General features: G+C 38.6%; 29 protein-coding genes and 1 tRNA gene. 18 read left to right on the forward strand and 12 right to left on the reverse strand.

Features of this window, described 5'->3' with window-relative positions:
- Positions 1-76: 76 nt before the first annotated feature.
- Both RV13_RS09460 and RV13_RS09465 read right to left on the reverse strand, forming a co-directional pair.
- The gene (locus RV13_RS09460; protein ID WP_028021265.1) at positions 77-736 is read right to left on the reverse strand and encodes a C39 family peptidase; all 660 of its coding nucleotides are present in this window, start codon (positions 734-736) and stop codon (positions 77-79) included.
- A gap of 67 nt (positions 737-803) precedes the next feature.
- Positions 804-2,723: an ABC-F family ATP-binding cassette domain-containing protein gene (locus RV13_RS09465; protein ID WP_010744454.1), complete on the reverse strand. Its 1,920-nt coding sequence runs from the start codon at positions 2,721-2,723 to the stop codon at positions 804-806.
- A gap of 202 nt (positions 2,724-2,925) precedes the next feature.
- Between RV13_RS09465 and RV13_RS09470 the strand changes: the two genes are divergently transcribed.
- Positions 2,926-3,570, forward strand: a complete 645-nt coding sequence (locus RV13_RS09470) for a redox-sensing transcriptional repressor Rex (protein ID WP_010744455.1) — start codon at positions 2,926-2,928, stop codon at positions 3,568-3,570.
- 74 nt (positions 3,571-3,644) lie between these two features.
- Here RV13_RS09470 and RV13_RS09475 read toward each other — a convergent pair whose 3' ends face one another.
- A complete protein-coding gene (locus RV13_RS09475) occupies positions 3,645-3,983 on the reverse strand; it encodes a thioredoxin family protein (protein ID WP_010744456.1) in 339 nt (112 codons plus the stop codon).
- Between the two features lie 133 nt (positions 3,984-4,116).
- On the opposite strand from RV13_RS09475, the gene RV13_RS09480 reads away from it, so the two are divergent.
- Both RV13_RS09480 and RV13_RS09485 read left to right on the forward strand, forming a co-directional pair.
- A tRNA-Gly gene (locus RV13_RS09480) sits at positions 4,117-4,187 on the forward strand.
- Positions 4,188-4,565: 378 nt separating this feature from the next.
- A complete protein-coding gene (locus RV13_RS09485) occupies positions 4,566-4,913 on the forward strand; it encodes a DUF1648 domain-containing protein (protein ID WP_028021264.1) in 348 nt (115 codons plus the stop codon).
- A gap of 19 nt (positions 4,914-4,932) precedes the next feature.
- On the opposite strand, the gene RV13_RS09490 is transcribed toward RV13_RS09485, so the two are convergent.
- Entirely contained in the window at positions 4,933-5,622 is a 690-nt protein-coding gene (locus RV13_RS09490) for a CPBP family intramembrane glutamic endopeptidase (RefSeq protein WP_010744458.1), read from the reverse strand.
- Positions 5,623-5,758: 136 nt separating this feature from the next.
- Between RV13_RS09490 and RV13_RS09495 the strand changes: the two genes are divergently transcribed.
- From RV13_RS09495 to RV13_RS09510, 4 genes are all read left to right on the forward strand, one after another.
- Positions 5,759-5,974 carry a hypothetical protein gene (locus tag RV13_RS09495; protein WP_028021263.1) on the forward strand — a complete coding sequence of 72 codons (216 nt, stop codon included), beginning with the start codon at positions 5,759-5,761 and terminating at the stop codon, positions 5,972-5,974.
- The gene (locus RV13_RS09500) at positions 5,961-6,905 is read left to right on the forward strand and encodes an SPFH domain-containing protein (protein WP_010744460.1); all 945 of its coding nucleotides are present in this window, start codon (positions 5,961-5,963) and stop codon (positions 6,903-6,905) included. Before RV13_RS09495 ends, RV13_RS09500 begins: the two co-directional genes overlap by 14 nt.
- A 143-nt stretch (positions 6,906-7,048) precedes the next feature.
- Positions 7,049-7,756 carry a DNA/RNA non-specific endonuclease gene (locus RV13_RS09505; RefSeq protein ID WP_035016478.1) on the forward strand — a complete coding sequence of 236 codons (708 nt, stop codon included), beginning with the start codon at positions 7,049-7,051 and terminating at the stop codon, positions 7,754-7,756.
- Between the two features lie 429 nt (positions 7,757-8,185).
- Positions 8,186-8,827: a lactate utilization protein gene (locus RV13_RS09510; RefSeq protein ID WP_010744462.1), complete on the forward strand. Its 642-nt coding sequence runs from the start codon at positions 8,186-8,188 to the stop codon at positions 8,825-8,827.
- Between the two features lie 174 nt (positions 8,828-9,001).
- Here RV13_RS09510 and tnpA read toward each other — a convergent pair whose 3' ends face one another.
- Together tnpA and clpP are read right to left on the reverse strand one after the other, a co-directional pair.
- Positions 9,002-9,484, reverse strand: a complete 483-nt coding sequence (gene tnpA, locus RV13_RS09515; protein WP_174520530.1) for an IS200/IS605 family transposase — start codon at positions 9,482-9,484, stop codon at positions 9,002-9,004.
- 178 nt (positions 9,485-9,662) lie between these two features.
- Positions 9,663-10,256, reverse strand: a complete 594-nt coding sequence (gene clpP, locus RV13_RS09520; RefSeq protein WP_010744464.1) for an ATP-dependent Clp endopeptidase proteolytic subunit ClpP — start codon at positions 10,254-10,256, stop codon at positions 9,663-9,665.
- 287 nt (positions 10,257-10,543) lie between these two features.
- Between clpP and RV13_RS09525 the strand changes: the two genes are divergently transcribed.
- The 5 genes from RV13_RS09525 to RV13_RS09545 all read left to right on the forward strand — a co-directional run bounded on the left by RV13_RS09525 (position 10,544) and on the right by RV13_RS09545 (position 15,353).
- Positions 10,544-11,059 (forward strand): hypothetical protein, encoded by a 516-nt coding sequence (locus tag RV13_RS09525; protein ID WP_010744465.1) that lies wholly within the window; start codon positions 10,544-10,546, stop codon positions 11,057-11,059.
- A gap of 61 nt (positions 11,060-11,120) precedes the next feature.
- A complete protein-coding gene (locus tag RV13_RS09530) occupies positions 11,121-11,855 on the forward strand; it encodes a glycerophosphodiester phosphodiesterase (protein ID WP_010744466.1) in 735 nt (244 codons plus the stop codon).
- Positions 11,852-12,781: a tRNA (adenosine(37)-N6)-dimethylallyltransferase MiaA gene (miaA, locus tag RV13_RS09535; RefSeq protein ID WP_010744467.1), complete on the forward strand. Its 930-nt coding sequence runs from the start codon at positions 11,852-11,854 to the stop codon at positions 12,779-12,781. The genes RV13_RS09530 and miaA overlap by 4 nt, the downstream gene beginning before the upstream one ends.
- A gap of 90 nt (positions 12,782-12,871) precedes the next feature.
- Positions 12,872-14,116: a GTPase HflX gene (hflX, locus tag RV13_RS09540; protein ID WP_010744468.1), complete on the forward strand. Its 1,245-nt coding sequence runs from the start codon at positions 12,872-12,874 to the stop codon at positions 14,114-14,116.
- The gene (locus tag RV13_RS09545) at positions 14,100-15,353 is read left to right on the forward strand and encodes a methionine gamma-lyase family protein (RefSeq protein WP_010744469.1); all 1,254 of its coding nucleotides are present in this window, start codon (positions 14,100-14,102) and stop codon (positions 15,351-15,353) included. Before hflX ends, RV13_RS09545 begins: the two co-directional genes overlap by 17 nt.
- Before the next feature lie 37 nt (positions 15,354-15,390).
- On the opposite strand, the gene RV13_RS20785 is transcribed toward RV13_RS09545, so the two are convergent.
- Positions 15,391-15,564: a DUF951 domain-containing protein gene (locus tag RV13_RS20785; protein ID WP_010744470.1), complete on the reverse strand. Its 174-nt coding sequence runs from the start codon at positions 15,562-15,564 to the stop codon at positions 15,391-15,393.
- Between the two features lie 192 nt (positions 15,565-15,756).
- Here RV13_RS20785 and RV13_RS09550 point away from each other — a divergent pair, with 192 nt between their 5' ends.
- Complete coding sequence (locus RV13_RS09550) at positions 15,757-16,137, forward strand: MerR family transcriptional regulator (RefSeq protein ID WP_010744471.1); 381 nt, start codon at positions 15,757-15,759, stop codon at positions 16,135-16,137.
- A gap of 48 nt (positions 16,138-16,185) precedes the next feature.
- Positions 16,186-17,526: a type I glutamate--ammonia ligase gene (gene glnA, locus RV13_RS09555; protein WP_010744472.1), complete on the forward strand. Its 1,341-nt coding sequence runs from the start codon at positions 16,186-16,188 to the stop codon at positions 17,524-17,526.
- 55 nt (positions 17,527-17,581) lie between these two features.
- On the opposite strand, the gene RV13_RS09560 is transcribed toward glnA, so the two are convergent.
- Together RV13_RS09560 and RV13_RS09565 are read right to left on the reverse strand one after the other, a co-directional pair.
- Positions 17,582-18,424: an ABC transporter permease gene (locus tag RV13_RS09560; protein WP_010744473.1), complete on the reverse strand. Its 843-nt coding sequence runs from the start codon at positions 18,422-18,424 to the stop codon at positions 17,582-17,584.
- Positions 18,405-19,160, reverse strand: coding sequence for an ABC transporter ATP-binding protein (locus tag RV13_RS09565; protein ID WP_010744474.1), 756 nt, complete (start codon positions 19,158-19,160; stop codon positions 18,405-18,407). The genes RV13_RS09560 and RV13_RS09565 overlap by 20 nt, the downstream gene beginning before the upstream one ends.
- A gap of 215 nt (positions 19,161-19,375) precedes the next feature.
- Here RV13_RS09565 and RV13_RS09570 point away from each other — a divergent pair, with 215 nt between their 5' ends.
- Positions 19,376-20,116, forward strand: coding sequence for a class I SAM-dependent methyltransferase (locus RV13_RS09570; protein ID WP_010744475.1), 741 nt, complete (start codon positions 19,376-19,378; stop codon positions 20,114-20,116).
- Between the two features lie 52 nt (positions 20,117-20,168).
- Here the strand turns inward: RV13_RS09570 and RV13_RS09575 are convergent, their stop codons facing one another.
- The 3 genes from RV13_RS09575 to RV13_RS09585 all read right to left on the reverse strand — a co-directional run bounded on the left by RV13_RS09575 (position 20,169) and on the right by RV13_RS09585 (position 21,652).
- Positions 20,169-20,582, reverse strand: a complete 414-nt coding sequence (locus tag RV13_RS09575; RefSeq protein WP_010744476.1) for a DUF3021 family protein — start codon at positions 20,580-20,582, stop codon at positions 20,169-20,171.
- Positions 20,579-21,028, reverse strand: a complete 450-nt coding sequence (locus RV13_RS09580) for a LytTR family DNA-binding domain-containing protein (protein ID WP_010744477.1) — start codon at positions 21,026-21,028, stop codon at positions 20,579-20,581. The genes RV13_RS09575 and RV13_RS09580 overlap by 4 nt, the downstream gene beginning before the upstream one ends.
- 156 nt (positions 21,029-21,184) lie before the next feature.
- A complete protein-coding gene (locus RV13_RS09585; protein ID WP_010744478.1) occupies positions 21,185-21,652 on the reverse strand; it encodes a TspO/MBR family protein in 468 nt (155 codons plus the stop codon).
- Between the two features lie 250 nt (positions 21,653-21,902).
- On the opposite strand from RV13_RS09585, the gene RV13_RS09590 reads away from it, so the two are divergent.
- Genes RV13_RS09590 through RV13_RS09600 form a run of 3 tightly spaced genes read left to right on the forward strand, consistent with a single transcriptional unit; the run spans position 21,903 to position 22,909 of the window.
- On the forward strand, positions 21,903-22,172 hold the full coding sequence (locus tag RV13_RS09590; RefSeq protein WP_010739601.1) for an IreB family regulatory phosphoprotein: 270 nt from the start codon (positions 21,903-21,905) through the stop codon (positions 22,170-22,172).
- On the forward strand, positions 22,169-22,597 hold the full coding sequence (gene ruvX, locus RV13_RS09595; RefSeq protein ID WP_010744479.1) for a Holliday junction resolvase RuvX: 429 nt from the start codon (positions 22,169-22,171) through the stop codon (positions 22,595-22,597). Before RV13_RS09590 ends, ruvX begins: the two co-directional genes overlap by 4 nt.
- A gap of 15 nt (positions 22,598-22,612) precedes the next feature.
- Positions 22,613-22,909 carry a DUF1292 domain-containing protein gene (locus RV13_RS09600; protein WP_010744480.1) on the forward strand — a complete coding sequence of 99 codons (297 nt, stop codon included), beginning with the start codon at positions 22,613-22,615 and terminating at the stop codon, positions 22,907-22,909.
- The last annotated feature ends 62 nt before the right edge of the window (positions 22,910-22,971 follow it).

Raw genomic sequence — 22,971 nt, forward strand, 5'->3', positions numbered from 1 at the left:
AGGAACCCCCAATAAAAAAGAGCTGGCGCAAGGACGTCAGCTCTTTTTTATGTCTATCTATTTTTTTACATCCATCCTAACTGAATACCCATGCATTGGCTAGCTCAGGCATAAGATGGTCCAAGGAGTACTTTTGTTTGTAGTGTTCCTTTTCTGGGCGATCATTTGGATCATAGACAATTATTTGATCACTTTGAAGATCCTTTTTGATTACCATGATATGTCCAACTTCGGTGAACTCGCCAGGTGTAACGGAAATTACCAGTGGTTGATTTTGATTTAAGTGTTGTTGTATTTTGGCTTGATCCTTCCCAAGTTCTTCAAGGGCAAGGCCATAATTTTGAGCAAAGGCAGGGAAAATCGACCAAGCGGTGCCTTGTCCTGCTTCATAATAATTGTTGCCGCTCCATTGTAGAATTTCTGTTGGATAAACGGTTCGCTTTTCTTGGTAAGAAAGAATCATGGCTAAGGAGGTGATCGCACACCCATTTGTGGCTAAGTCATTTTGACTGGAGCCACTGCCATAAGCTTTATCAGCCCAACGCGGGTCTGTTTGCAAAAGTAACGAAAAATCCTGACCATGCTCTTGTAAATATTGATTGGCACTGGCCGAAAAATCCTGTTGACTGTTAACTTTATTATCAAAGTGAAAGAATCGAGAAGAGAGGATCCCTAAACTTGCCATCACTAAAAAAAATCCAAGTATTATTGATAAGGGTCGATTTTTTCGCCTCATAAAAAACACCTCCACTCTCTTATTAAAGCGAAAAAGAGTGAAGGTGTCATCGGTCAAAAGTTGTAAGTTATTCAAAATCTTCTAATTCTAAGCTAAGTTCTTCCCAACTAGCGAGTTGTTCTTCTTGCTCGGCTTTTTGAGCCTCTAACTCATTCGTCAGTGCTAAAAGTTGGACATGGTCGTTCAGTATTTCTGGCTGACTCATTTGAGCCTCTAATTCATCGATTTTTTCATCCAAAGTGGCGAGCGTTTCCTCAATGGCTTCGATTTTTCGACGCAAGCTGCGGATCAGCTTTTGCTGTTCTTTGTCTTGATAAAATTTCTTTTTAGGAGCTTCTATCGGAGCCTCTTCTCTCGCCTGCAGTTCGGCGATTTCTTCTTCCTCTTTTTTCTTTTCTAAGTAATAATCGTAATCCCCTAAATATAACTTGCTGCCTTCAGGAGACAGTTCGATGACCTTGTTGGCGATACGATTAATAAAGTAACGGTCATGAGAAACAAAGAGCAAAGTCCCTTGATAATCGATAAGGGCGTTCTCTAACACCTCTTTATTATCAATGTCTAAATGGTTCGTTGGTTCATCTAGAATCAAGAAGTTCTCTTTATTCATTGAAAGCTTTGCCAATGCAACCCGCGCTTTTTCCCCGCCACTAAGTAAGGGAATCGTTTTTTCAACATCTTCACCACTGAAAAGGAATCCGCCAAGAACATTTCGAATGTCTTTTTCAGGCGTTGTAGGGTGTTCATCCCATAGCTCTGCCAGAATTGTCTTGTTTCCATGTAAGTCTGCTTGACCTTGATCATAATAGCCTACAGTGACGTTTGTCCCAAAATGTGGTTGGCCTTTAATAAAGGGCAGCTGACCGATGAGAGACTTTAGCAGAGTAGATTTGCCGATACCATTTGGTCCGACTAATGCGATGGCATCTTCTCGTCGGATGTCTAAGTCAATTGGCTCAGACAATGTCTCCTCATAACCGATGGCAGCTTCTTCCACCTGCAAAACGACATTACCGGAAACCTTATCGATATCAAACATAAACTTCGCGGATTTTTCTTTTCCATCTGGTCGATCCAGTCGATCCATTTTTTCCAAAGTTTTCCGCCGACTCTGAGCTCGTTTTGTCGTTGAAGCACGAACTAGGTTGCGAGCGACAAAATCTTCCAACTTTTCAATTTCTACTTGTTGCTTTTCGTAAGCCTTCCAATCGCTGGCAAGCTGTGCGGCCTTTAAATCTAAATAGCGAGAGTAATTTCCTGTATAGTGCCGAATCTTATGTCTGGAAATTTCATAGATTTCGTTAACGACACGATCTAAAAAGTAGCGGTCATGAGAGACAATTAGCAGTGCACCGGAATAGCCTTGCAGGTAATCTTCCAGCCAAGCCAAAGTTTCAATATCTAAATGGTTGGTCGGTTCATCGAGGATTAAAATATCTGGTTTAACTAGCAACATTCGAGCCAAAGCCAAACGTGTTTTCTGACCACCAGAGAGAGTACTGATCTCTTTATCATAAAAGCTTTCGTCAAATTTAAATCCATGTAAAACACTACGAATTTCATTTTCGTAACCGTAGCCGTTTTGATCATTAAAGTCGTGCTGCAACTGATCGTATTCCTTCAATAGAGAAGCGTAGCGACTATCACTTTCCGGTGTTTCACCAATTGCGACTTCTACTTCCCGCATTCGATTTTCCATTTGACGTACCGATTCAAAGGCCTTCAGCATTTCATTCCAAATGGTTTCGTTGGAATCCAGGCCGGTGTCTTGAGCAAGGTAGCCTAAACTTGCTTGTTTATTTTTAATTACCTGTCCGGCATCTGGCGCTTCGATGTTCGCGATAATTTTTAGTAATGTAGATTTTCCTGCACCATTTCGTCCAACTAGACCGATACGAGCCTTGCTGGCGACTTCAAGGTGAATGTTTTCAAATAATGTATCCGCACCAAAATAGCGGGCAATTTGATTTGCTTGTAATAAAATCATTGGATATCTTCCTTAAATTTATTTTTCCGAATGGATTCAGTCTACCATATTTTTAAGGTCCTTGCGATTGGAAGCGGTCATTTCACCTAATCGTGATTTTTTCACAAATTTTCGAGCAAGTGCGTTGCAATTTCACTAACATTCTTGCTATTATAGTGCAGTAGTCAACATTTACGAATTTTTTTGATAAAGGAGAGTTATTGTGAAAGAACATTCAATTCCAAAAGCGACTGTTAAACGATTGCCGTTATACTATCGGTATTTACGTATTTTAAATAATGCTGGGAAAACCAAAGTTTCATCTACAGAACTAAGTGAGGCGATTCAGGTCGATAGTGCAACGATCCGCCGAGACTTTTCTTACTTTGGTGAATTGGGCAAACGTGGATATGGATATGACGTTGAAGATTTGATGCATTTCTTCGGAAAAATCTTAAACGATGATCAGTTGACCAATGTCGCATTAGTCGGTGTCGGTAATTTAGGGAGCGCCTTGTTGAAATTCAAGTTTCATCAAAGCAACAGTATTCGTGTAAGCTGTGCCTTCGATGTCAAAGAAGATATCGTGGGACGTATCGTTGACGGTATTCCAGTCTATCCATTAGATAATATGGTAGAACAAATCAAGCTGCAGCAAATCGAAATCGCAATCTTGACGTTGCCTGCACAACAAGCGCAGCAGGTAGTGGATCAATTAGCCGCTGCGGGAATTAAAGGAATTCTGAACTTCACTGCCGCACGTTTGACTGCGCCTGAAGATGTCATTATTCAAAGCGTTGATTTAACGAATGAATTGCAAACATTGATTTACTTTTTACATCACAATACAGACAATAAAAAAGACTAAGCGTGTGTGAACCGACTCCAAAAAGCTAGACCAAAAATCTTACTTTTGGAGGTCGGTTCAGTGCTTAGTCTTTTTCATTTGAACAGCTCTTGATAATCTATCGCTTCAGTTTCTTCCGGTAATTGTTGTAGAAGTTTTTCCAACGACTTAAAGTCAATAAAGCGAGCTTGACGAGCGACTTCTTTTCCATTGTGATAAACCAAAACGGCTGGCACAGTCAAAACCTCAAAAAAGCCAGATAACTCAGGGTCTTGAACAATATCTAAATGATGAAAAGGAATCTTGTAGCTTTCAGCCAGTGCTTTTGCCTTAGGAGCATCAACATGACAAATACTGCAAGTTTCAGAGGAGATGAAAACAATGCTATTTGTTTCGCTGGCAAGGGATTTCTTTACAGTTGTAAGATTTTCCATTGATTAAAGCTTCCTTTCTGTGATGTTTACTTACTATCTGTAAGATAATCAGAATTGGTCAACTTGTCAATTCTTATGTTCGATAGAAATAGTTGTTGGATTGAATAAAAAGCGTTATACTCTCTTATGTACCGCGGGTGTAGTTTAGTGGTAAAACAGAAGCTTCCCAAGCTTCCGTCGCGAGTTCGATTCTCGTCACCCGCTTCATTTACGAAAGCACAGGGGTCTTAGATTAATTGGCCGCTGTGTTTTTTAGTATTTAATACTTTTCTTTTTAATGTCCCCTTGCTATTCAATCAGTGATTGATGTATGCTAAGGGTGATGTGAGGGGAAACCTTCACTTAGGGTAATTTATCCTGATTAAACCAACGTTTGTGGCTGAGCGTTGGTTTTTTTGTATTGCTTTGTAAGCGGATTATGCGAAAAAGTATATTTTTTTGAAATACAATAGAATCTGAAGTGCTTACTTTAATGAAGGAATTTGTTTGTATATAAAATCGATTTTTTTCTATTTGAGATTTTCTAGTGTTCTTATTTTGTGGGGCATATACTATGAGCTAACTATTAAAGGAGGAGAAACGATGATGTTTGAAAGAGGTTATCGTTGGGTACGACGAATTAGTGTTCTATTTTCTGTAGGACTTTATGGCTTAAGTCTTTTTTTCTATTCTCGTTTGCCTGCTAAAATTCCGATTCAGTTTGGTCTTGATGGGAGGGTGACTAACTGGGGAAGCAGGGGAACTGTTTTTCTTTTTCCGACCCTTTTACTGCTGATAGTAATCATCAGCAGTAGTAACTATAGTGACATGAAATATCCTGAACGAAGTATCGAAAATCGAGTCAGTAAAATAGCATTGTGTGGATCTTTATTGTTAATTTGTGGTGTAGGCATTTACTTCTTTTTTCTCTATGCGCGACTGCTAGAATAAATAATCCCCACAAAGCGGATTAAGTAGTGATTCCAAAAAGACTTAGGATGAAAAGTAAAAGAGCCGGCAGCATACCGTTCATGGTATTTATCATCCAATGGACCATAATGGATGACCAAATATTTTTTGACAATAAGTAGATTGCACCTAAGTAAACACCTAATACCATGTAGGGAATCATGGCATATAAATTGCCGCTAAAATTGTTCCAGTGGACCAATCCAAATAAAATTCCTTGAACAAACAGCATCAGCATTCGCAGAATTGTGTTCTGGAATTTCCCTAATAATAAATAGCGAAAAGTTAGCTCTTCAGCAAAAGGCGCAATAAAGGGTGTAATGGCTGCTAACACCGTCCAAGAAGGATCAAGTTTCTGGGAAGTGTAGCTTGTGGAAGACCGAAGCTGAAGAAGCTCACTAGGGATCATTCCACGCACGACCCGAAGTAACCAAAATGCTCCGGCAACTAAAACAATACTAATGAGTAATTTTGTAAAAAGTTTTTGTCGAAACAGGTGCCATTGTGCTTTTAAAAAATCATGAAATAAGTAAAGCATCATGACAAATCCTATTAAAAAAAGAACGGTCGAAGCAAGCAAAGCAAGTTTTGGATCTCTGTCTAAGTGAATGAGTGGAAAAAGAAAATCACCAATCAATAATTCTGCTGGGACGATTAGAAGTCCCAACCATTGTTTTTTATTCGTCTCCATCTTTTATGCCCCATTTCTTTTCCTAGTTTAAAAAAATTGAGGAATAGTGTAAAGCAATATGAAATAAGAAGCAGGTTCTTTGTGATTGATTTGGTATACTAGAAAAAAGGAGGGGGAGAGTGTAGTGGATTATCAGATGCAGAAAACGATGGGAAAATGTTTTCGCAGTAAGGGGTCAAGTATTAGTGGGCTCGTTCGAATCTTGGGTAGTTGGTATGATTATAAAGTAGTGAACGGTCCACCTGAGCCGCAAGATATGTTGGAAGTTGTCGACTTTACTAGTCGAGAGTTGCTGGTCATCATTAATAATAATTTAGAAGAAAGTGATGTGAATTACATTGTTAATAGTTAATATTGTTTTGTTAGTCCTTGCAATAGTAGTCCTTTTGTTTGTTATCAGTCAATTAGTCGTGATTGTACAGCAAGGAGAAGTTAAAGTTGTTGAGAGTTTTGGTAAGTATGTGAAGACCTTAGAACCAGGATTACATTTTTTGATTCCGATTTTATACGTGGTTCGTCGTCGTGTTTCGTTGAAACAAACGCCGATTCAAATTGAACCACAAAGTGTGATCACCAGAGATAATGTTATTGTCGAAATCGATGAGGCGATTAAGTATCACGTGACAGATGCTAGAGCTTTTGTGTATGATAATGAAGATTCTGTCACGTCAATGATCCAAGACTGTCAGTCAAATTTAAGAGGCATTATCGGTAAGATGGAACTGAACGAAGTGTTGAATGGGACGGAAGAGATTAACGTAAATCTTTATGAAAGCGTGAAGGACATTACAGCTGGTTACGGGTTATCTATTGATCGGATTAATATTGGTGAGATTTCTGTTTCGAATGAAATCGTCAATTCGATGAATAAATTAATTACAGCTAGCAGGGATAAAGAATCGTTGATCACGATTTCTGAAGGGAAAAAACAATCAGTGATCTTAGAATCTGAAGCAAAATCTTCTGAGATGCAGATTGATGCAGAAGCCCGGGCCAGACAAACAAAAATCGATGCAGATGCTAGAGCAGAACGTACTAGAATCGATGCTGCTGCAGAAGCAGATCGAATCGCTCGAATCACGGAAGCTGAAACTGCACGAATTAAGGAAATCAATAAAGCCATTGCTGAAAGCAATTTGACGGATGAAATGATTGCTTATCTAGGAATCGAGGCCTTCAAGCACGTTGTAGAAAATAATGGCAATACTGTGATTATGCCAAGTAATTTAACCGAGTTAGGAAATGTCCCAGCGATTAAGGAAATTTGGCAGCAAACAAAATAAATGGATCAGCGTGATGGGAAAAATAGGCAGAAAAATCGTCCAGACCACTCAACAGATTAACTGTTACAAGTTAGTATTGATGTTATTCGATAGTCAGTGGTTGAATGATAAACCTGTATTTAGATAGTAGGAGTTGAAGTACCATCACAGTAAAAAAACAAATACCGAAAATTATTACTGCTGTGATCGTTGCTTTAACTGGGATTTACGGTGTTTATTCACAAGTAAGTCCTAGCAATGAAGCAAGAGATGCAGTGAAAGAGGTGTCCGTCAGTCATATTTCTGAGGTTCCAGAGTATGATGGGGAGCATCAAACTATTCAATTAAATAATAATCAACCCAATTTTTCTAACAGCGATCTTTCTTTGACGAAGGGAACATGGACGCAGTTTTCTGATTTAGATCAATTGAATCGCGTTGGTGTGGCGAATGGGATGTTAGGAAAAGAGTTGATGCCTCGTCAAGAGCGGGAACGTTTATATGTAAAGCCGACTGGCTGGCATCAAAAATTTTATAATGATGAGCCCTTGTATAATCGAGCGCACTTGATTGCGTATCAATTTTCAGGCGAAAATAATAATATAAAAAATTTAATGACTGGCACTGCATCAATGAATGATCCAGGCATGAATGATTATGAAATTAAAATCGGAAATTATATTCGCAAAACGAATCACCACGTTCGTTATCGGGTAACTCCATATTTCAAAGGGAATGAATTAGTCGCTCGTGGGGTCCAGATGGAAGCGCAAAGTATTGAAGACGGTCAGATTTCATTTAATCTCTTTATTTACAACGTTCAAGAAGGAATTACCATCGACTATCAAACCGGCTATTCGCAAAAAGAATAAAATAAAAGTTTTACAAGTTCATTGTGGACCACCTATAAAGTGAACAAGCTTGTCGTTGAAATTTCTAGTAAAAAATCTGAAGAAGCCAGATGATCGGTTATTTAGCTAATCATCTGGTTTTTTAGCTATCATTTTTCACCCTTTATTGACAGGTCACTTTTCATTTTTTAATTCATGAATAAAGGCATACAGGTTCATTTGAAGTAACTAATGAGCGAATTCTACAGGATATTAAAGGACTAATTGCTTTTAGAGAACAGCTTCACGCGCCTAAAAAATATTTTAGGTTTTTTTTTGGTTGCCAATCAGTCACAAATCATTGAAAATGAACAAGAAGAATTCAAGTAAAAATGGATTTTGTTGTTTTAGGTCTGGCTGAAAAAAATTTAGCTAGTAAAGCTTATAAATGAGGACTTAAGGAGAGTAGACATGGAGAAATATCAAAAAGATCGATACGTAGCTGCCGCAGAAAGCTTAAGCAGGAAATTAGAGCGGAGAAATTTTCAACCGATTATTTGTCAAAGTTTAAAAGAAGCCAGAGAAAAAGCATTAGAGAAAATCGCTCCCGATCAGTCGGTAGGTTTTGGAGGTTCCGTTACTGTAGAGCAATCGGAAATTATTGAGAAATTATATGAACGCGGTCAACGAATGATTGATCGAGAAAAAACAAAATCAGCAGAAGAACGGCATCAAGTAATGAAGCAGGCACTGCTGGCTGATTATTTTTTGACGAGTATTAACGGAATTACTGAGGATGGAGAATTAGTTAACGTAGATAGCGTAGGAAATCGTGTCGCTGCGTTAACCTATGGTCCAGACAATGTATTTGCATTTGTCAGTATGAAAAAAGTGTATGGCGATCTGAAGACGACAGTCGAAATGGTTAGGCGAAATACGGCACCATTAAATGCCCATCGTCTAGGTCTTGAAAAAACGCCGTGTATCAAAAAAGGAACTTGTGGAGATTGTTTACAGGTAGAATGTATTTGCAATACCATCGCTATAACGAGACGATCAATGCAAAAAAATCGTATTGTGATTTTTTTGATTATTGAAGAGGTTGGGTTATAGGAAATTATTTTCGTATCAGCTAATAATCAATAGCCAAAATCAGGGCCACCCGTGAAAACGGGTGGTTTGCTCTGCGGGTGAAACCCCTTGTTGCTATGACTACGCCTCAAGACGTTACCCTTCACCTTGTTCAGGCTCAGTGTCTTTGTCACTTTCACGACCAGTTAAACTGGTTTATTTTTTTCGATACTTCCTATCTGAAAACGGATCTTCATATTCTCTTACGCTTAATTTATCAACTGCTTGGTCGTGTTGCTCCTGCTCTCGAATATACTTTGCGATTGTTTTTTCATTCAATCCCACCGTACTTACATAATAACCTTCTGCCCAAAATTTTCGATTTCCATATTTATATCTCAAATTTGCATGTTTCTCGAAGATCATCAAGGCACTTTTTCCTTTCAAATAACCCATGAAACTTGATACGCTGATTTTGGGTGGGATGCTTACCAACAGATGCACATGATCGGGCATCATATGTCCTTCTATGATTTCTATTTTTTTGTATTTACACAACCGCTGAAAGATTTCTATCAAGTCTTTTCTCACTTGATTGTAGATAACTTTTCGTCTAAACTTTGGAGTGAAAACAATGTGATACTTACACATCCATTTTGTATGCGCTAAGCTATTTGCTTTGTTTGCCAAAAATACCATTCCTTTCTTTTTGAGCCTGAACACTCTTATTGTAAAGCAATGGTATTTTTGGTGGTAAAACCACTTGTCTCTACCCGCATAGCGGGTAGTTTATTTGTTTCGGACAAAGTTCGTCCGAAACTGGGCATCTAGGCCCATAAGAATAAAAAAACCGAGGATATCCTCGGTTTTTAATTGTTTAGTTCAAAGCGCTGCTGTTTTCCATCACTTCATCAATTAAGCCGTATGCCTTTGCTTCTTCGGCTGTCATGAAGTTGTCGCGATCAGTATCACGTTCAATCACTTCGATCGGTTGACCAGTGCGTTCAGATAAAATGTTGTTTAAGCGTTCGCGCGTTTTCAAAATGTGACGTGCAGCAATTTCAATTTCTGTTGCTTGTCCTTGCGCGCCGCCTAGGGGTTGGTGAATCATAATTTCAGCGTTTGGTAAGGCGAAACGTTTCCCCTTAGCACCAGCTGTCAGCAAGAAGCTTCCCATGGAAGCTGCCATCCCAAGGACGATTGTTTGGACATCGGCTTTAACAAAGTTCATCGTATCAAAAATCGCTAAGCCGGCAGAAACGCTACCGCCTGGAGAGTTGATGTAAAGATAGATATCTTTTTCAGAATCTTGGGCATCCAAGAAAAGTAATTGGGCGATGATAGTGTTCGCCATATCGTCGTTCACTTCTCCGCTCAACATAATGATGCGGTCTTTCAATAAACGAGAATAAATGTCGTAAGCACGTTCGCCACGAGATGATTGTTCAATAACTGTAGGAACTAAATTCATAGTGAATCCTCCTTAAAATAGTGTTCATAAATTATTTTAGCACAAACGAGGTTAGATTGCTAAAACTTAAAAAAAGTATACAACGTTGGTCAGTTTTGGTCAAATATTAGGCTTCGTTTTTTTAAACAGGTCAAACTATCCTCAAAACATCAAAATATGGTACTATTAATAACGATGATAACAGGATGTCAGATTGCCGCAACTTAAATGATTTCTGTGGGATGAAGGGCGTGTGAAAATCAATTTTTTAGAAATAATTTCATAAGGATGAATTAGGAGGGAAAGACGTGGAAATCGCATTTATTGGACTAATCGGCGTGTTAATTGGAGCGGGCCTAACAGGCATCGCTGTTTACTTTGTGTTTAAGTATATTGACTTGCGTCATCGACGTGAAAGAGAATTGGAGCATCAGGTAAAGGAAATTGAAACCATTAATCTCTTAAATAAAAAAGTAAATGAAATTTTATCCAAACGAAATGTGTTAATGCAGGAGTATGTGACATTTAATTCATTCGATGATTGCTATATCACAATTGATGATTTCATCTATTTGAATTCCTTTACGGCGCAAAATAATTTCTATCTACCAAATTATTTAATTGAGGAATTTTTCAAAAATATTTCTCATCGAAAGGTTATTTTATCTCCGGAAGAAACGGTAAAAATCGGGGGATATACGTACAAAGGCGGACGGATTGTCATGGAAACTTTTTCTGAACAGCTTTTAGAAATATTAGATGAAAAGAAACAACAGTTGTCTCGTTCTACCAAACAACCTTTGCGCTATTTTAATGTACAATAGCTGCTTAGCAACACTCACAAACTTACGAGTTTTTTTATTGATGATGAACGAGGTGAAGTAAATGACAGTAATTATTGCTCATCGCGGGAGTGCAGGGACTCATCCGGAGAATACCTTGCCGGCGTTTATGGAGGCAGTACGAACGGGCGCAGATGGAATTGAACTTGACGTCCATTTAACAGCGGACCAGCAATTGGTCGTTATTCATGATGAAAGTGTTGACCGTACCACAGATGGCAAGGGATTCATTCGTGAGTTAACACTGGAAGAAATTAAGGCTTTAGATGCTGGTAGTTGGTTTGACGAAAAATATCAAGCTACCAAGATATCCACGCTGCAGGAAGTTTTAAACCTCCTGCTGCAGATGCGGTTTCGTGGTGTCTTATGTATTGAGATAAAGACGAATAAATATCATTATCCAGGGATCGAAGAGAAAATATCAAACGTAATGACGAGTAAAGAATGGCCCTTCACCTATTGGTATACAAGCTTTAATATCGATTCATTGCGAATCATGCACGAGTATGAACCGGATGTTCAATATGACTTGATCCAGAAGAACGACTTAGAAAAATATCAACTCGTCTTGGATACAGATTTTATTGAAGGACTGCATCCTAGTTATGACTGGGTGAGACAGCATCCAGAGATTGTAAAAAACTTTGCAAAAGCGATTCGCCCATGGACACCAAATCTTTACGAAACAATGATGACCTGCTATGAGAACAACTTAGCTGGTATCATTACTGATTTTCCAGAAAAAGCGATTCGAACGAGAAGCAGGTTTAAGCAATGAAAGTAGTTGCAATTGTAGGACCTACCGCTGTAGGTAAAACGAGCTTAAGTATTGATTTAGCGAAACGCTTTAATGGAGAAATCATTAGTGGAGACTCTATGCAAGTATATCGTGGATTAGATATCGGTACCGCTAAAGTAACACCTGAGGAAATGGATGGGGTTCCCCACCATTTAATCAATGTTCGAGAGTTAGATGAAAACTATTCTGTTGCTGACTTTCAAGTAGCTGCTAGGCAAACCATTCAAGAGATTACTGAACGTGGAAGACTCCCAATTGTCGTTGGCGGAACTGGGTTATATATTCAATCTTTATTATGGGATTACAAGCTTGGTAGTGAAGGTGAGCCGGAAGATGACACATTACGAAAAAGCTATGAGCATTTCGCTGAAAAAAATGGCAACCAAGCATTATGGGAGAGATTACAGGCAGTTGATTCATTGGCGGCTGAGAAGATTCATTTTAATAATCGAAAAAAAATGATCCGAGCGTTAGAAGTGTTTGAATTGACCGGTCATTCGATCCTTGAACCTAAGGAACAGCCTGAAAAACTTTATGATAGCTTTTTGATTGGTTTAAATACAGATCGTGCAATTTTGTATCAGCAAATTAACCACCGAGTGGATCTAATGGTTGAACAAGGATTGCTGGAAGAGGCTAAGAAACTTGCTGAAACACCGAATGTTCAGGCTGCTCAGGGGATAGGCTATAAGGAATTGTTTCCATATTTTGCTGGCGAAATGCCCTTAGAGGCAGCGCTCGAAGAGGTGAAATTACACTCGCGCCGCTATGCGAAGCGTCAACTAACATGGTTCCGTAATCGCATGTCGGTTCATTGGTTTGATTTGGTTCAGCAGCCGAAAGTGATTAATGACATTGAAGCGGAAATCACGAGATGGTTGGCAGAGAAGAATGATCAAAATTGATGGGTGAACAAATAAGATAGGTGCACAGCGTAAAACAATAGTATTCATTATGAAGCGAAAACGTCATTAATGAAATTAGGAGGAAACGGATTGTCAGAAAGAGTCATATTAGTCGGCGTCGAGACAGACGAAAGTAAATATAATTATTTAGAATCGATGCATGAGTTGGCCGGACTAACCAAGACGGCTCATGGCGAGATAGTTTTTTCATTAACACAAAAGCGCCCTCGAGTAGATCGTCAAACGATTATCGGAAAAGGGAAAGTAGAGGAATTAGCTCAGCTTGTCGATGCACATGAAGCTGATTTGGTGATATTTAACCATGCCCTCTCACCACGCCAAAGCCAAACTATTGAAGCTCAGGTGGGTGTTCCAGTGATTGATCGAATCCAATTGATATTGGATATCTTTGCGCAGCGTGCCCGCTCAAAAGAAGGAAAGCTGCAAGTAGAGCTTGCACAGTTGGATTACCTATTACCCAGGTTGGTTGGACAAGGTCAAAGCTTATCTCGACTTGGTGGTGGGATTGGTACCCGCGGTCCAGGTGAAACAAAATTGGAAACAGACCGACGTCATATCCGACGTCGCATTTCAGCAATCAAAAAAGAATTGAAAGAAGTCGAGGCACACCGTGAGCGCAATCGTCAAAAACGGCAACAATCCAGTATTTTTCAAATGGGCTTGATTGGGTATACGAATGCTGGAAAGTCAACGATTCTGAATTTATTAACGAATGCGGACACGTATTCTGAAGATCAGTTATTCGCGACGTTAGATCCGTTGACTAAGCGATGGCATTTACCACAAGGGATGGAAACGACCATCACAGACACAGTTGGATTTATTCAGGATTTACCTACACAATTAGTTGACGCCTTTCAATCAACATTAGAGGAAAGCAAAGGGATGGATCTTTTGCTTCATATTGTAGATGCAAGTGCGGAGGATCGACAGCAGCAGGAAAAGACAGTGATTGAGTTGTTAAAGGAACTGGAAATGGACGACATTCCGATGCTAACTATCTATAACAAAGCTGATCGAATCGATGAATTCAGCTTTGCACCGACCTTGTTTCCAAGTGTTTTGATTTCTGCGAAAACAAATAAGGGAAAAGACCTTTTGGCAGAGGCCATCAAGCGAGAAATCATGAACTTGTTGGAGCCCTATTTAGTGACTTTAAATGCCGATGAAGGACAGGCTTTGAATGAGATGAAAAGGGAAACGCTTGTGTTGAGCGAGCGCTTTGATGAAGAAAAAGAACAATATATTGTACGGGGTTTTGCTAAGAAAAAATCTCTTTGGATTAGGAGAATGGACGATGAATTGGACGACTAACCTAGCACCTGAGTTGGTTGAAATAATTGATCAGGTTGATCAAAAGATTGCAAAGCGGTTGCAGGAAATAAGAGAGGTTGCGTTATCAAATCAGGCGAAGGTATTGACTGCGTTTCGAGAAAACCATGTTTCGGAAAGTCATTTTTTACCCTCAACAGGCTATGGGAATGACGATCAGGGCAGGGATGTATTAGAAGCAGTTTATGCTCAGACTTTCGGAGCAGAGGCTGCATTAGTACGACCTCAAATTGTTTCCGGAACACACGCCATTGCGACATCATTGTTTGGTGTGCTACGTCCAGATGAAGATCTGCTTTATATTACTGGGACACCCTATGATACTTTGCTAGAAGTGATCGGAATACAAGGAAATGGTATTGGATCTTTCAAAGAATACAACATTGGTTACGATGAAGTGAATCTTTTGCCGGATGGAAACGTCGACTTTGATAAAATCAAGGGAAAGATAACAGATAAGACAAAAGTAGTGGCAATTCAAAGATCTCGCGGCTATGCGTCCCGTCCTTCTTTTACAATTGAAAAAATCAAAGAAATGTGTGATTTTGTTAAAACGATTGCTCCAAACGTTGTTATTTTTGTAGATAATTGTTACGGTGAATTTGCAGAATTAATGGAGCCGACTCAAGTCGGGGCGGATTTGATGGCAGGCTCTTTAATCAAAAATCCCGGTGGAGGGATTGCCAAAACTGGCGGCTATATTGTTGGGAAACAAGAGTTGATTGAGCGATGTGCTTATCGCTTAACCACGCCTGGAGTTGGAGCGGAAGGTGGCGCGATGTTAGGAAGTGTCTTTGACATGCTGCAGGGCTTCTTCTTGGCACCTCATGTGGTAAGCCAAGCAATTCAAGGTGCGATTTTCTCTTCTGCTTTGTTGGCTGAGTACAATTTAGAATCTACACCCAAGTGGGATCAGCCGCGAACAGATTTGATTCAGTTGATCGACTTTCGAGATCGAGAGAAAATGATTCAGTTTTGTCAAGCGATTCAAAAATATTCTCCGATTGATGCGTATGTGGCCCCAATTCCATCTTACATGGCTGGCTATGAAGATGATATCATTATGGCAGCAGGAACCTTTATTCAAGGGGCAAGTATTGAACTCAGCGCGGACGGTCCATTGAGGGAACCGTATTCTCTCTATCTTCAGGGAGGCTTGACCTTTGAACATGTTAAAGTTGCGGTAGCAAACGCTGTAAATGAAGTTTATTATTCATAATAGTTAAAATCCGAAGTTGTTGAACTTCGGATTTTTTTTACCCTTTTTTTATTTCAAGCTGATCTTCCTGAAGGATTAACTGATAATCATGGTTGAAATACACAAGATAGGTACGATTCTCTTCATAAGAAGCTCTAACGACCCCAATCAACCCAGCCATTGGGTGAGGCTTTTTTAGTTCCACGGTTTGACCAATTTCAAATTTAAACAATCTTCCATCTTCCTGTCTTTTTTCTCCAGTATATCAATTTCTTTGAACCAATCAACCCTTGATACAATAAGCTTTCTTTGATAAAAACGAACGTTCGGAATTTATATGTAAGAAAATGTGACATAAAGGCTTGACGATTGGTCTAACGGATGGTATCCTTTTTTCAACATCAAAAAACAAGGAGGAGATGTTATGCGGGAAAAAGAATTGCGTCGTTCACTTGCTGTTTTTCCAATTGGTACAGTTATGAAGTTGACGGATTTGACTGCGCGACAGATTCGGTACTATGAGGAGCAAGAACTGATCCATCCGGAACGAAGTGAAGGTAACCGTAGGATGTATTCTCTAAATGACATTGATGTATTGCTAGAAATCAAGGACTATCTATCCGATGGCCTAAATATGGCAGGAATCAAACGAGTCTATCAAATGCGTCAAGAAGAAGTGAAAGCGGCTAAAGAAAAACCGCCATTGACTGATAAGGATGTTCGCCGTATTTTTTATGACGAAATGTTGACACAAGGTGGATTCCAGCAACAAAATCCATATCAATCACAAGGTCCAAAGCTGTAGTGATTGTGGAATATAAAAAAATGAAGTGCGAGGAAGGGATTAGATATTATGCCGAAAAGAGATCTAAGTAAAGAGGATATTACAAGAATTGTCGAAGAAGAAAACGTCCGTTTTTTACGTCTGATGTTTACAGACATTATGGGGACTATCAAAAATGTTGAAGTACCAGTTAGCCAAATGGAAAAAGTCCTAGATAACAAAATGATGTTCGACGGTTCATCTATTGAAGGGTTTGTTCGTATTGAAGAAAGTGATATGTATCTATATCCAGATTTGTCTACTTGGATGATTTTCCCATGGGAAAGCGATCATGGCAAAGTAGGACGCTTAATCTGTGATATTTATAGTCCTGATGGTACACCGTTCCCAGGAGATCCTCGTGGAAACTTGAAACGTGTATTGAAGGGAATGGAAGAGTTCGGCTATACTTCATTCAACTTAGGACCAGAACCAGAATTCTTCTTATTCAAAATGGATGAAAATGGCGATCCAACATTAGACTTGAATGACAAAGGCGGATACTTTGATTTTGCACCAACTGATTTAGGTGAAAATTGTCGTCGCGATATCGTACTAGAACTTGAAAGCTTAGGCTTTGAAGTAGAAGCTTCTCACCATGAAGTTGCTCCTGGTCAGCATGAAATTGACTTCAAATACGCAAATGCGATTGAAGCATGCGATAACATTCAAACCTTCAAATTAGTTGTAAAAACAATTGCACGTAAACACGGCTTGCACGCAACGTTCATGCCTAAACCTCTTTACGGAATCAACGGTTCAGGAATGCATTGCAATATGTCACTGTTTAATGATGAAGGCAATGTGTTCTACGACGAAGATGGTCCAATGAAACTGAGTAAAACAGCTTATCAATTTTTAGCTGGTCTTTTGAAGCACGCGCGTGCATATACGGCAGTATGTAACCCGATCGTGAATTCTTACAAACGATTAGTTCCTGGTTTTGAAGCTCCTGTGTATGTAGCTTGGAGCGGACGCAATCGTTCTCCATTGATTCGTATTCCAGAATCTCGCGGTTTGTCTACACGTTTAGAATTACGCTCTGTGGATCCAGCAGCAAATCCATATTTGACTATGGCTGTTTTATTAGAAGCTGGTTTAGATGGTATCCGTAATGAATTGACACCACCAGCAGCAGTGGACCGCAACATTTATGTGATGACTGAAGAAGAGCGTAAAGAAGCTGAAATATATGATTTACCTTCTACAATTCATAATGCAATCAAAGCATTGCGTGAAGATCAAACGATGATCGATGCTCTAGGTAATCATATCTACACGAACTTCAATGAAGCAAAACGCATGGAATGGGCAGCCTTCCGTCAAACTGTTTCAGAGTGGGAACGTGATCAATACTTAGAACTTTACTAATCCTAACTCGTAGACCTCTTGAGGATTTCCTCAAGAGGTCTTTTAAATTAATAGTTTATCTCTTTACTTCTATCCGTTTGACATTCCATAGGGCAATAGCTAAAAAGATACAGCTTGAGATCACTAGAATAGCGATAGGAAGAATGATACTCTCTTGACCATTTAATAAAATTCCTAATTCTTCTTTAATTACTGTCGCAATTGGTTCATCTGCAGCAGTAAATACGTTTGCCGTTAAGATACGGCGGATTAATACGATGCCGCTAGTTAAAGGAAAATATTCTACTATTGTCTGCACATTGTCAGGCAGACTTCCTATCGGAACATAGCAACCGGTCAAAAAACCAATGAGAGGACCGATCACAGAAGTCATAGTGGAGAAGGTATCAATTCGTCTAAAAAAGCTTGCAATGAAAAACATAAAGGCTGAAGAACAAAAAACTGTCAACAAACTAACAATGAATAATAGGCCCAACTGTGGCAAAGTGAGAAAGTCACCATTCGAAAGAACCACAATGTAGATTTCTGCAACAAGAATCACGATAAAAGTAATCAACAGTGAAATCAAGAAGGTACTAAAAAAATAACCCAACATAATTTTACTTTTAGAAATCGGAGAGATCATAAAGTCAGTATAAACATTTCGCTCCTTGTCTCTAATCATTAGGCTGACTGAACCAAGAGTAGAACTTGCTGATGCAATACCGATCACACCAGCAAGCATCCAAGTGTCAATTACAAGTTTCGGATGCGAAAGAGCAGATAAGGAATCAACTAAACTGTCGCCTAGCAAGAAAACGTAAAGGATAATCATAATCAATGCTCCGATAAACGAACCAATCACCGCCTGTTTGTTTTTGAAAAATAGCAACAATCCTCTATATACTAATGCATTCATAATTCTCTCTCCCTTTTTCCATAATCGTCAAAAAGACATCCTCCAGTGTCAAGCACTGATAGTTTTTCTTCAAATTCTCTGGGGCGTCATACGCCATAATTTTCCCATTATCTAGCATCAAAATATTATCTGAATCTCGAGCCTCTTCCATGTAGTGAGTAGTTAATACAACGGTCATGTGATATTTTGATTTTAATTGATGAATCAATCGCCACATGTCTGCTCGTGAACCAATGTCTAGTCCGGTAGTTGGTTCATCTAAGAACAATAATTTCGGTGTGTTAAGCAAAGCTCTTGCGATATCAACCTTTCTCTTTTCTCCGCCTGATAGAACACCATATCGTTTATTTAAGAGATGTGCGCCTTGGACATCCGCTAGTTTTTCTTTGGCTAATTGCTTGGCTTCTTTCCAATTATTAGTGTAAAAGTATGCCCGAATAAATAAGTTTTCTTTCACTGATAAATCTGGATCTAAGATACTGTTTTGAAAAACAACGGAGATCATTGATTTATGCTCAGTGGATTGTGTTTCTAAAGCTTTTCCTTCAAATAGAATTTCACCAGCATCTGCCTTGGCTAATCCTAGAATCAAAGAAATCAAAGTAGATTTTCCTGCCCCATTCGGACCTAAGATAGAAAATAACTCTCCTTCATTGATTGAAAATGAAATATTATTTAAAACTTCTTGATGATTATAAGATTTAGCTAGGTTTGATATTGTTACGAGTTCATTCATTTTAGTTCCCTCTTTCTAGTTAATATTTCTCTCGTTGTTCTTCTTGATAAACCCACTATAAGCAACTTTTCTAGCTGAAACAATGGAATTTCTCTAAGTGGTCGTTAACTCGAACTAAGGTGACAATTCCCTTATTTTTTTACCGATCTTCAATAAAAAATGCCTAGTAAAATCATTTTGATATAATGGAAGCAAAAACTTGTGAGGTGTGAAAGATGAAAGATAGATATCAACAATTCGCTTATGATTATGATGAGTTTGGCAGTATTGAGGAATATCTTGGCACAGAGAAGGAGTTTTTTCAATCCGTCTTTTCGAAAGGGAAGGTGGAAAGTGTGTTGGATTGCGCTTGTGGAACAGGACAGCATCTTTATATGTTTTCAGAGATGGGCTTAGATGTCGCTGGATCGGATTACTCAGCATCTATGTTAGAAGTTGCTGCTAAAAATTTAAGTGAAAAAGGGATAGAGGTACCACTTAAACAATGTGATTTTAGGTATTTAGAGAAAGAGTATCAAAAGAAATTTGATGCAATCGTCTGCTTAACGACCTCTTTGCCTCACTTGCACACGGAAAAAGATCTAGTTACTGCTCTAAAATCAATGAAAGCAAGGATGAAAGACGATGGGATACTTATTTTGACACAAGGGACGACACATCATAATTTAAGTTTGCCAGCAATTGAAGTAGTAGTGAATAAGCCAAATTTCTCTCGTGTATTTGTTAAGGAACAGGATGGAGCATTCCAAACCATCCATGTTTTAGATCTGTATCATTCGACAGAGCGTCTGGAAAGCAACCAATATGACATTGTATACAAGATAATTCTTGATGATGAGTACCGTCGACTGCTTAGTTTAGCTGGATATAAAGATGTACGAATATTTGGAGATTATGATCAAGCCCCTTATAATTTAGAGAGCAAGCGATTGATTGTCGTTGCGAGGTGTGCATGAAAAATGCCGATTGGCTATTCCAATCGGCAGAGAATTGTATTTTAGCATTCACTTAGCTATTTTGCTTCCTTTTTCGCTGAATTAGCTGATTGATCTCGGCTGCTTCCTTCTTGTCATTACTGTAGATGAAAAATTTAATGAAAGCGTAAATTAATAGAGTGATCCCAAAATTTTGCATTAGTCCAATCATTCCTAAATTCCAACCATACCAAATATCGCCAATGATAATTTGTAGGAAAATCAATCCGATATAGAGCAGTTGATTTAAAATAATACGACGATTAGAGTAGGTTTCCTTGTCTTCAATAATGAAACGCAGTAATCCAGATATTAATGAGACGATCAGCATGTATTCTATGATCTCAAAGAGCGTTTGCTTATTGATTGCCAAGTTTACAAGGACTAGTAACGTAAAAATCATAGAAGACAATCGAAAAACACTTTTGAAATAGTCGATTACTCTCATATCCGTTTCCTCATTCCTAAGGCTTTTTTTAGTTCAGGAACATATTTTCTCGATACAGCAACGCGTTCATCGTTAACAAGAGTTGCTTCAAAGCGGCCACTCAAAGTAGGTGATACAGATTGAATGACTTCGATATTTAGTAACATTGATTTTCCGATTCGGATAAATTTGTGGGGCAAAAGCTTTTCTTCCAGCTGATAAAGCTTTTCAGCACTTTGGTAGACCTTGTCTTGCGTATAAATAAAGCTTTTCTTATCGACAACTTCTATATAAAAAACATTTGAGTATGGCACTTTGTAGTGAGCACCATTTTCCTCACCAACTAAAAAAAGTTTTTCGTTCTTGAGAATAGAAAGCACATTTTGAAGGGATTTTGTTACTTCATGAACTTTAAAATTGGCTATTTCTTCTTTTGATTTTTCAATAATCTCAACAATTGTCTTCAAAAGCGGCTCCTTTCCAATAGATTCCTGTCTAAAAGTATAGCAAGCGCTTTATGGAAAGGTCAAATCGGAGAGAAAAGAAGTGTCCTATTGACTGACGGAAAGAAAATGAAATAATCAAAGCTAATAAAAAGACATCAGAGAGCTGATGTCTTTTGACTAGTTTAAAAACGCTAATCCAAATGAAAGGTAGGTAGCATAAATAATCCAAATAAGGTAAGGAACAAAACAAATCGCCGCTCCTGTAGAAATTCCTCGAAATTCACGAATGCTAAAAATGATACTAATTAATAGAAACAAACTGATGAAGGAGGCGATCCAGAAATGTGAACCTCCAAAGAAAATGATACTCCAAATAAAGTTAAGTACTAATTGGATGCCAAAGAGAATATAAGAAAGAGTTTTGCTTTTTGCTTCCTTACTATCGATCACCAAGAATAATGCCAAACCAATTAGAGCATAAAGGATAATCCAAATCGTTCCTACGATGCTTCCTGGGGGTGCTAAAAATGGTTTATTTAGCTGAGCGTAGATTGCAGGGATATCGCCAGCAAAGAAACCAGAGATTGATCCAATTAATTCTACACCAATGATACAGGCAAGTAATTTAAAAAATCTATTGGGCATAGTAGAGCCTCCTTTGTTTTTTAAGCAAGAAATGTATTTAGTAAAACAAGTTATAATTTCAGTATAACGAGCATTATCCTTAAAAGAAAAAAAGATGCTTATAAAAAAAGACATACACTGGAGGAAAGCATGTTATAATAATTTGGAAGATTTTCTAAAGCCAATAGATTGGCAACTTGCAAAGTTTGTAAGTTTTGTCTTCTTTTAGTAGAATATAATTGTTGATAATTCCAAGGAGAGGTGTGAGAAAATGGGATACACAGATGAAACAGTCCGTTTTGATTTTGATGATAATCGTAAGAAAGAAATTAGTGAAACGTTAACGATTGTCTACAATGCTTTAGCTGAAAAAGGCTACAACCCGATTAACCAAATCGTCGGCTATTTATTATCAGGAGATCCTGCGTATATTCCTCGTTATCAAGATGCACGAAACTTGATTCGTCGTCATGAGCGCGATGAAGTCATGGAAGTTTTGGTAAAATACTATCTAAAAGATCACGGTATTGATATTCGATGAGAATAATGGGACTAGATGTCGGCTCTAAAACTGTTGGAATTGCGGTAAGCGATCCATTTGGCTGGACGGCTCAAGGAGTCGAAATCATCCGTATTGATGAGGAGCAAGGGGAGTTTGGCTTTGATCGTTTACGCGAGCTTGCCAAGGAATATCAGGTTACTAAATTTGTAGTAGGACTCCCTAAAAATATGAACAATTCAATTGGTCCACGTGCAGAAGCTTCTATGGCCTATGCTGAAAAAATCAAAGAACTTTTTGATTTACCAGTTGAGTTTCAAGATGAACGACTGACGACAGTGCAAGCTGAACGGATGTTAGTCGAACAAGCGGACGTGTCGCGTTCGAAAAGAAAAAAAGTTATCGATAAACTTGCAGCGGTGATGATCTTACAAAATTATCTTGACCGTACGGGCAATAAACTTTAGAAAAGAGGAATAGACATGGCACACGAACATACACATGACCACGATCACGAAGTAATTACTTTAGTTGACGATGAAGGAAATGAAACGTTATACGAAATTCTTTTGACAATTGATGGACAAGAAGAATTTAATCGCAATTATGTATTACTTTATCCCGCAGGAGCACCTGAAGACGAAGATGTTGAATTGCAAGCTTACGCTTATGTTGAAAATGAAGACGGTAGTGAAGGCGAATTGCAGCAAATCGAAACAGATGCTGAATGGGATATGATTGAAGAAGTTTTCAATACCTTCATGACCGAAGAAGAATAAAATGAATTAAGAAGAATCCTTTTTAGGGTTCTTTCAGACTGTAGACAAAAGACGTCTCAAAC

Source organism: Enterococcus raffinosus (assembly GCF_001886185.1).
Classification (GTDB): domain Bacteria; phylum Bacillota; class Bacilli; order Lactobacillales; family Enterococcaceae; genus Enterococcus_A; species Enterococcus_A raffinosus.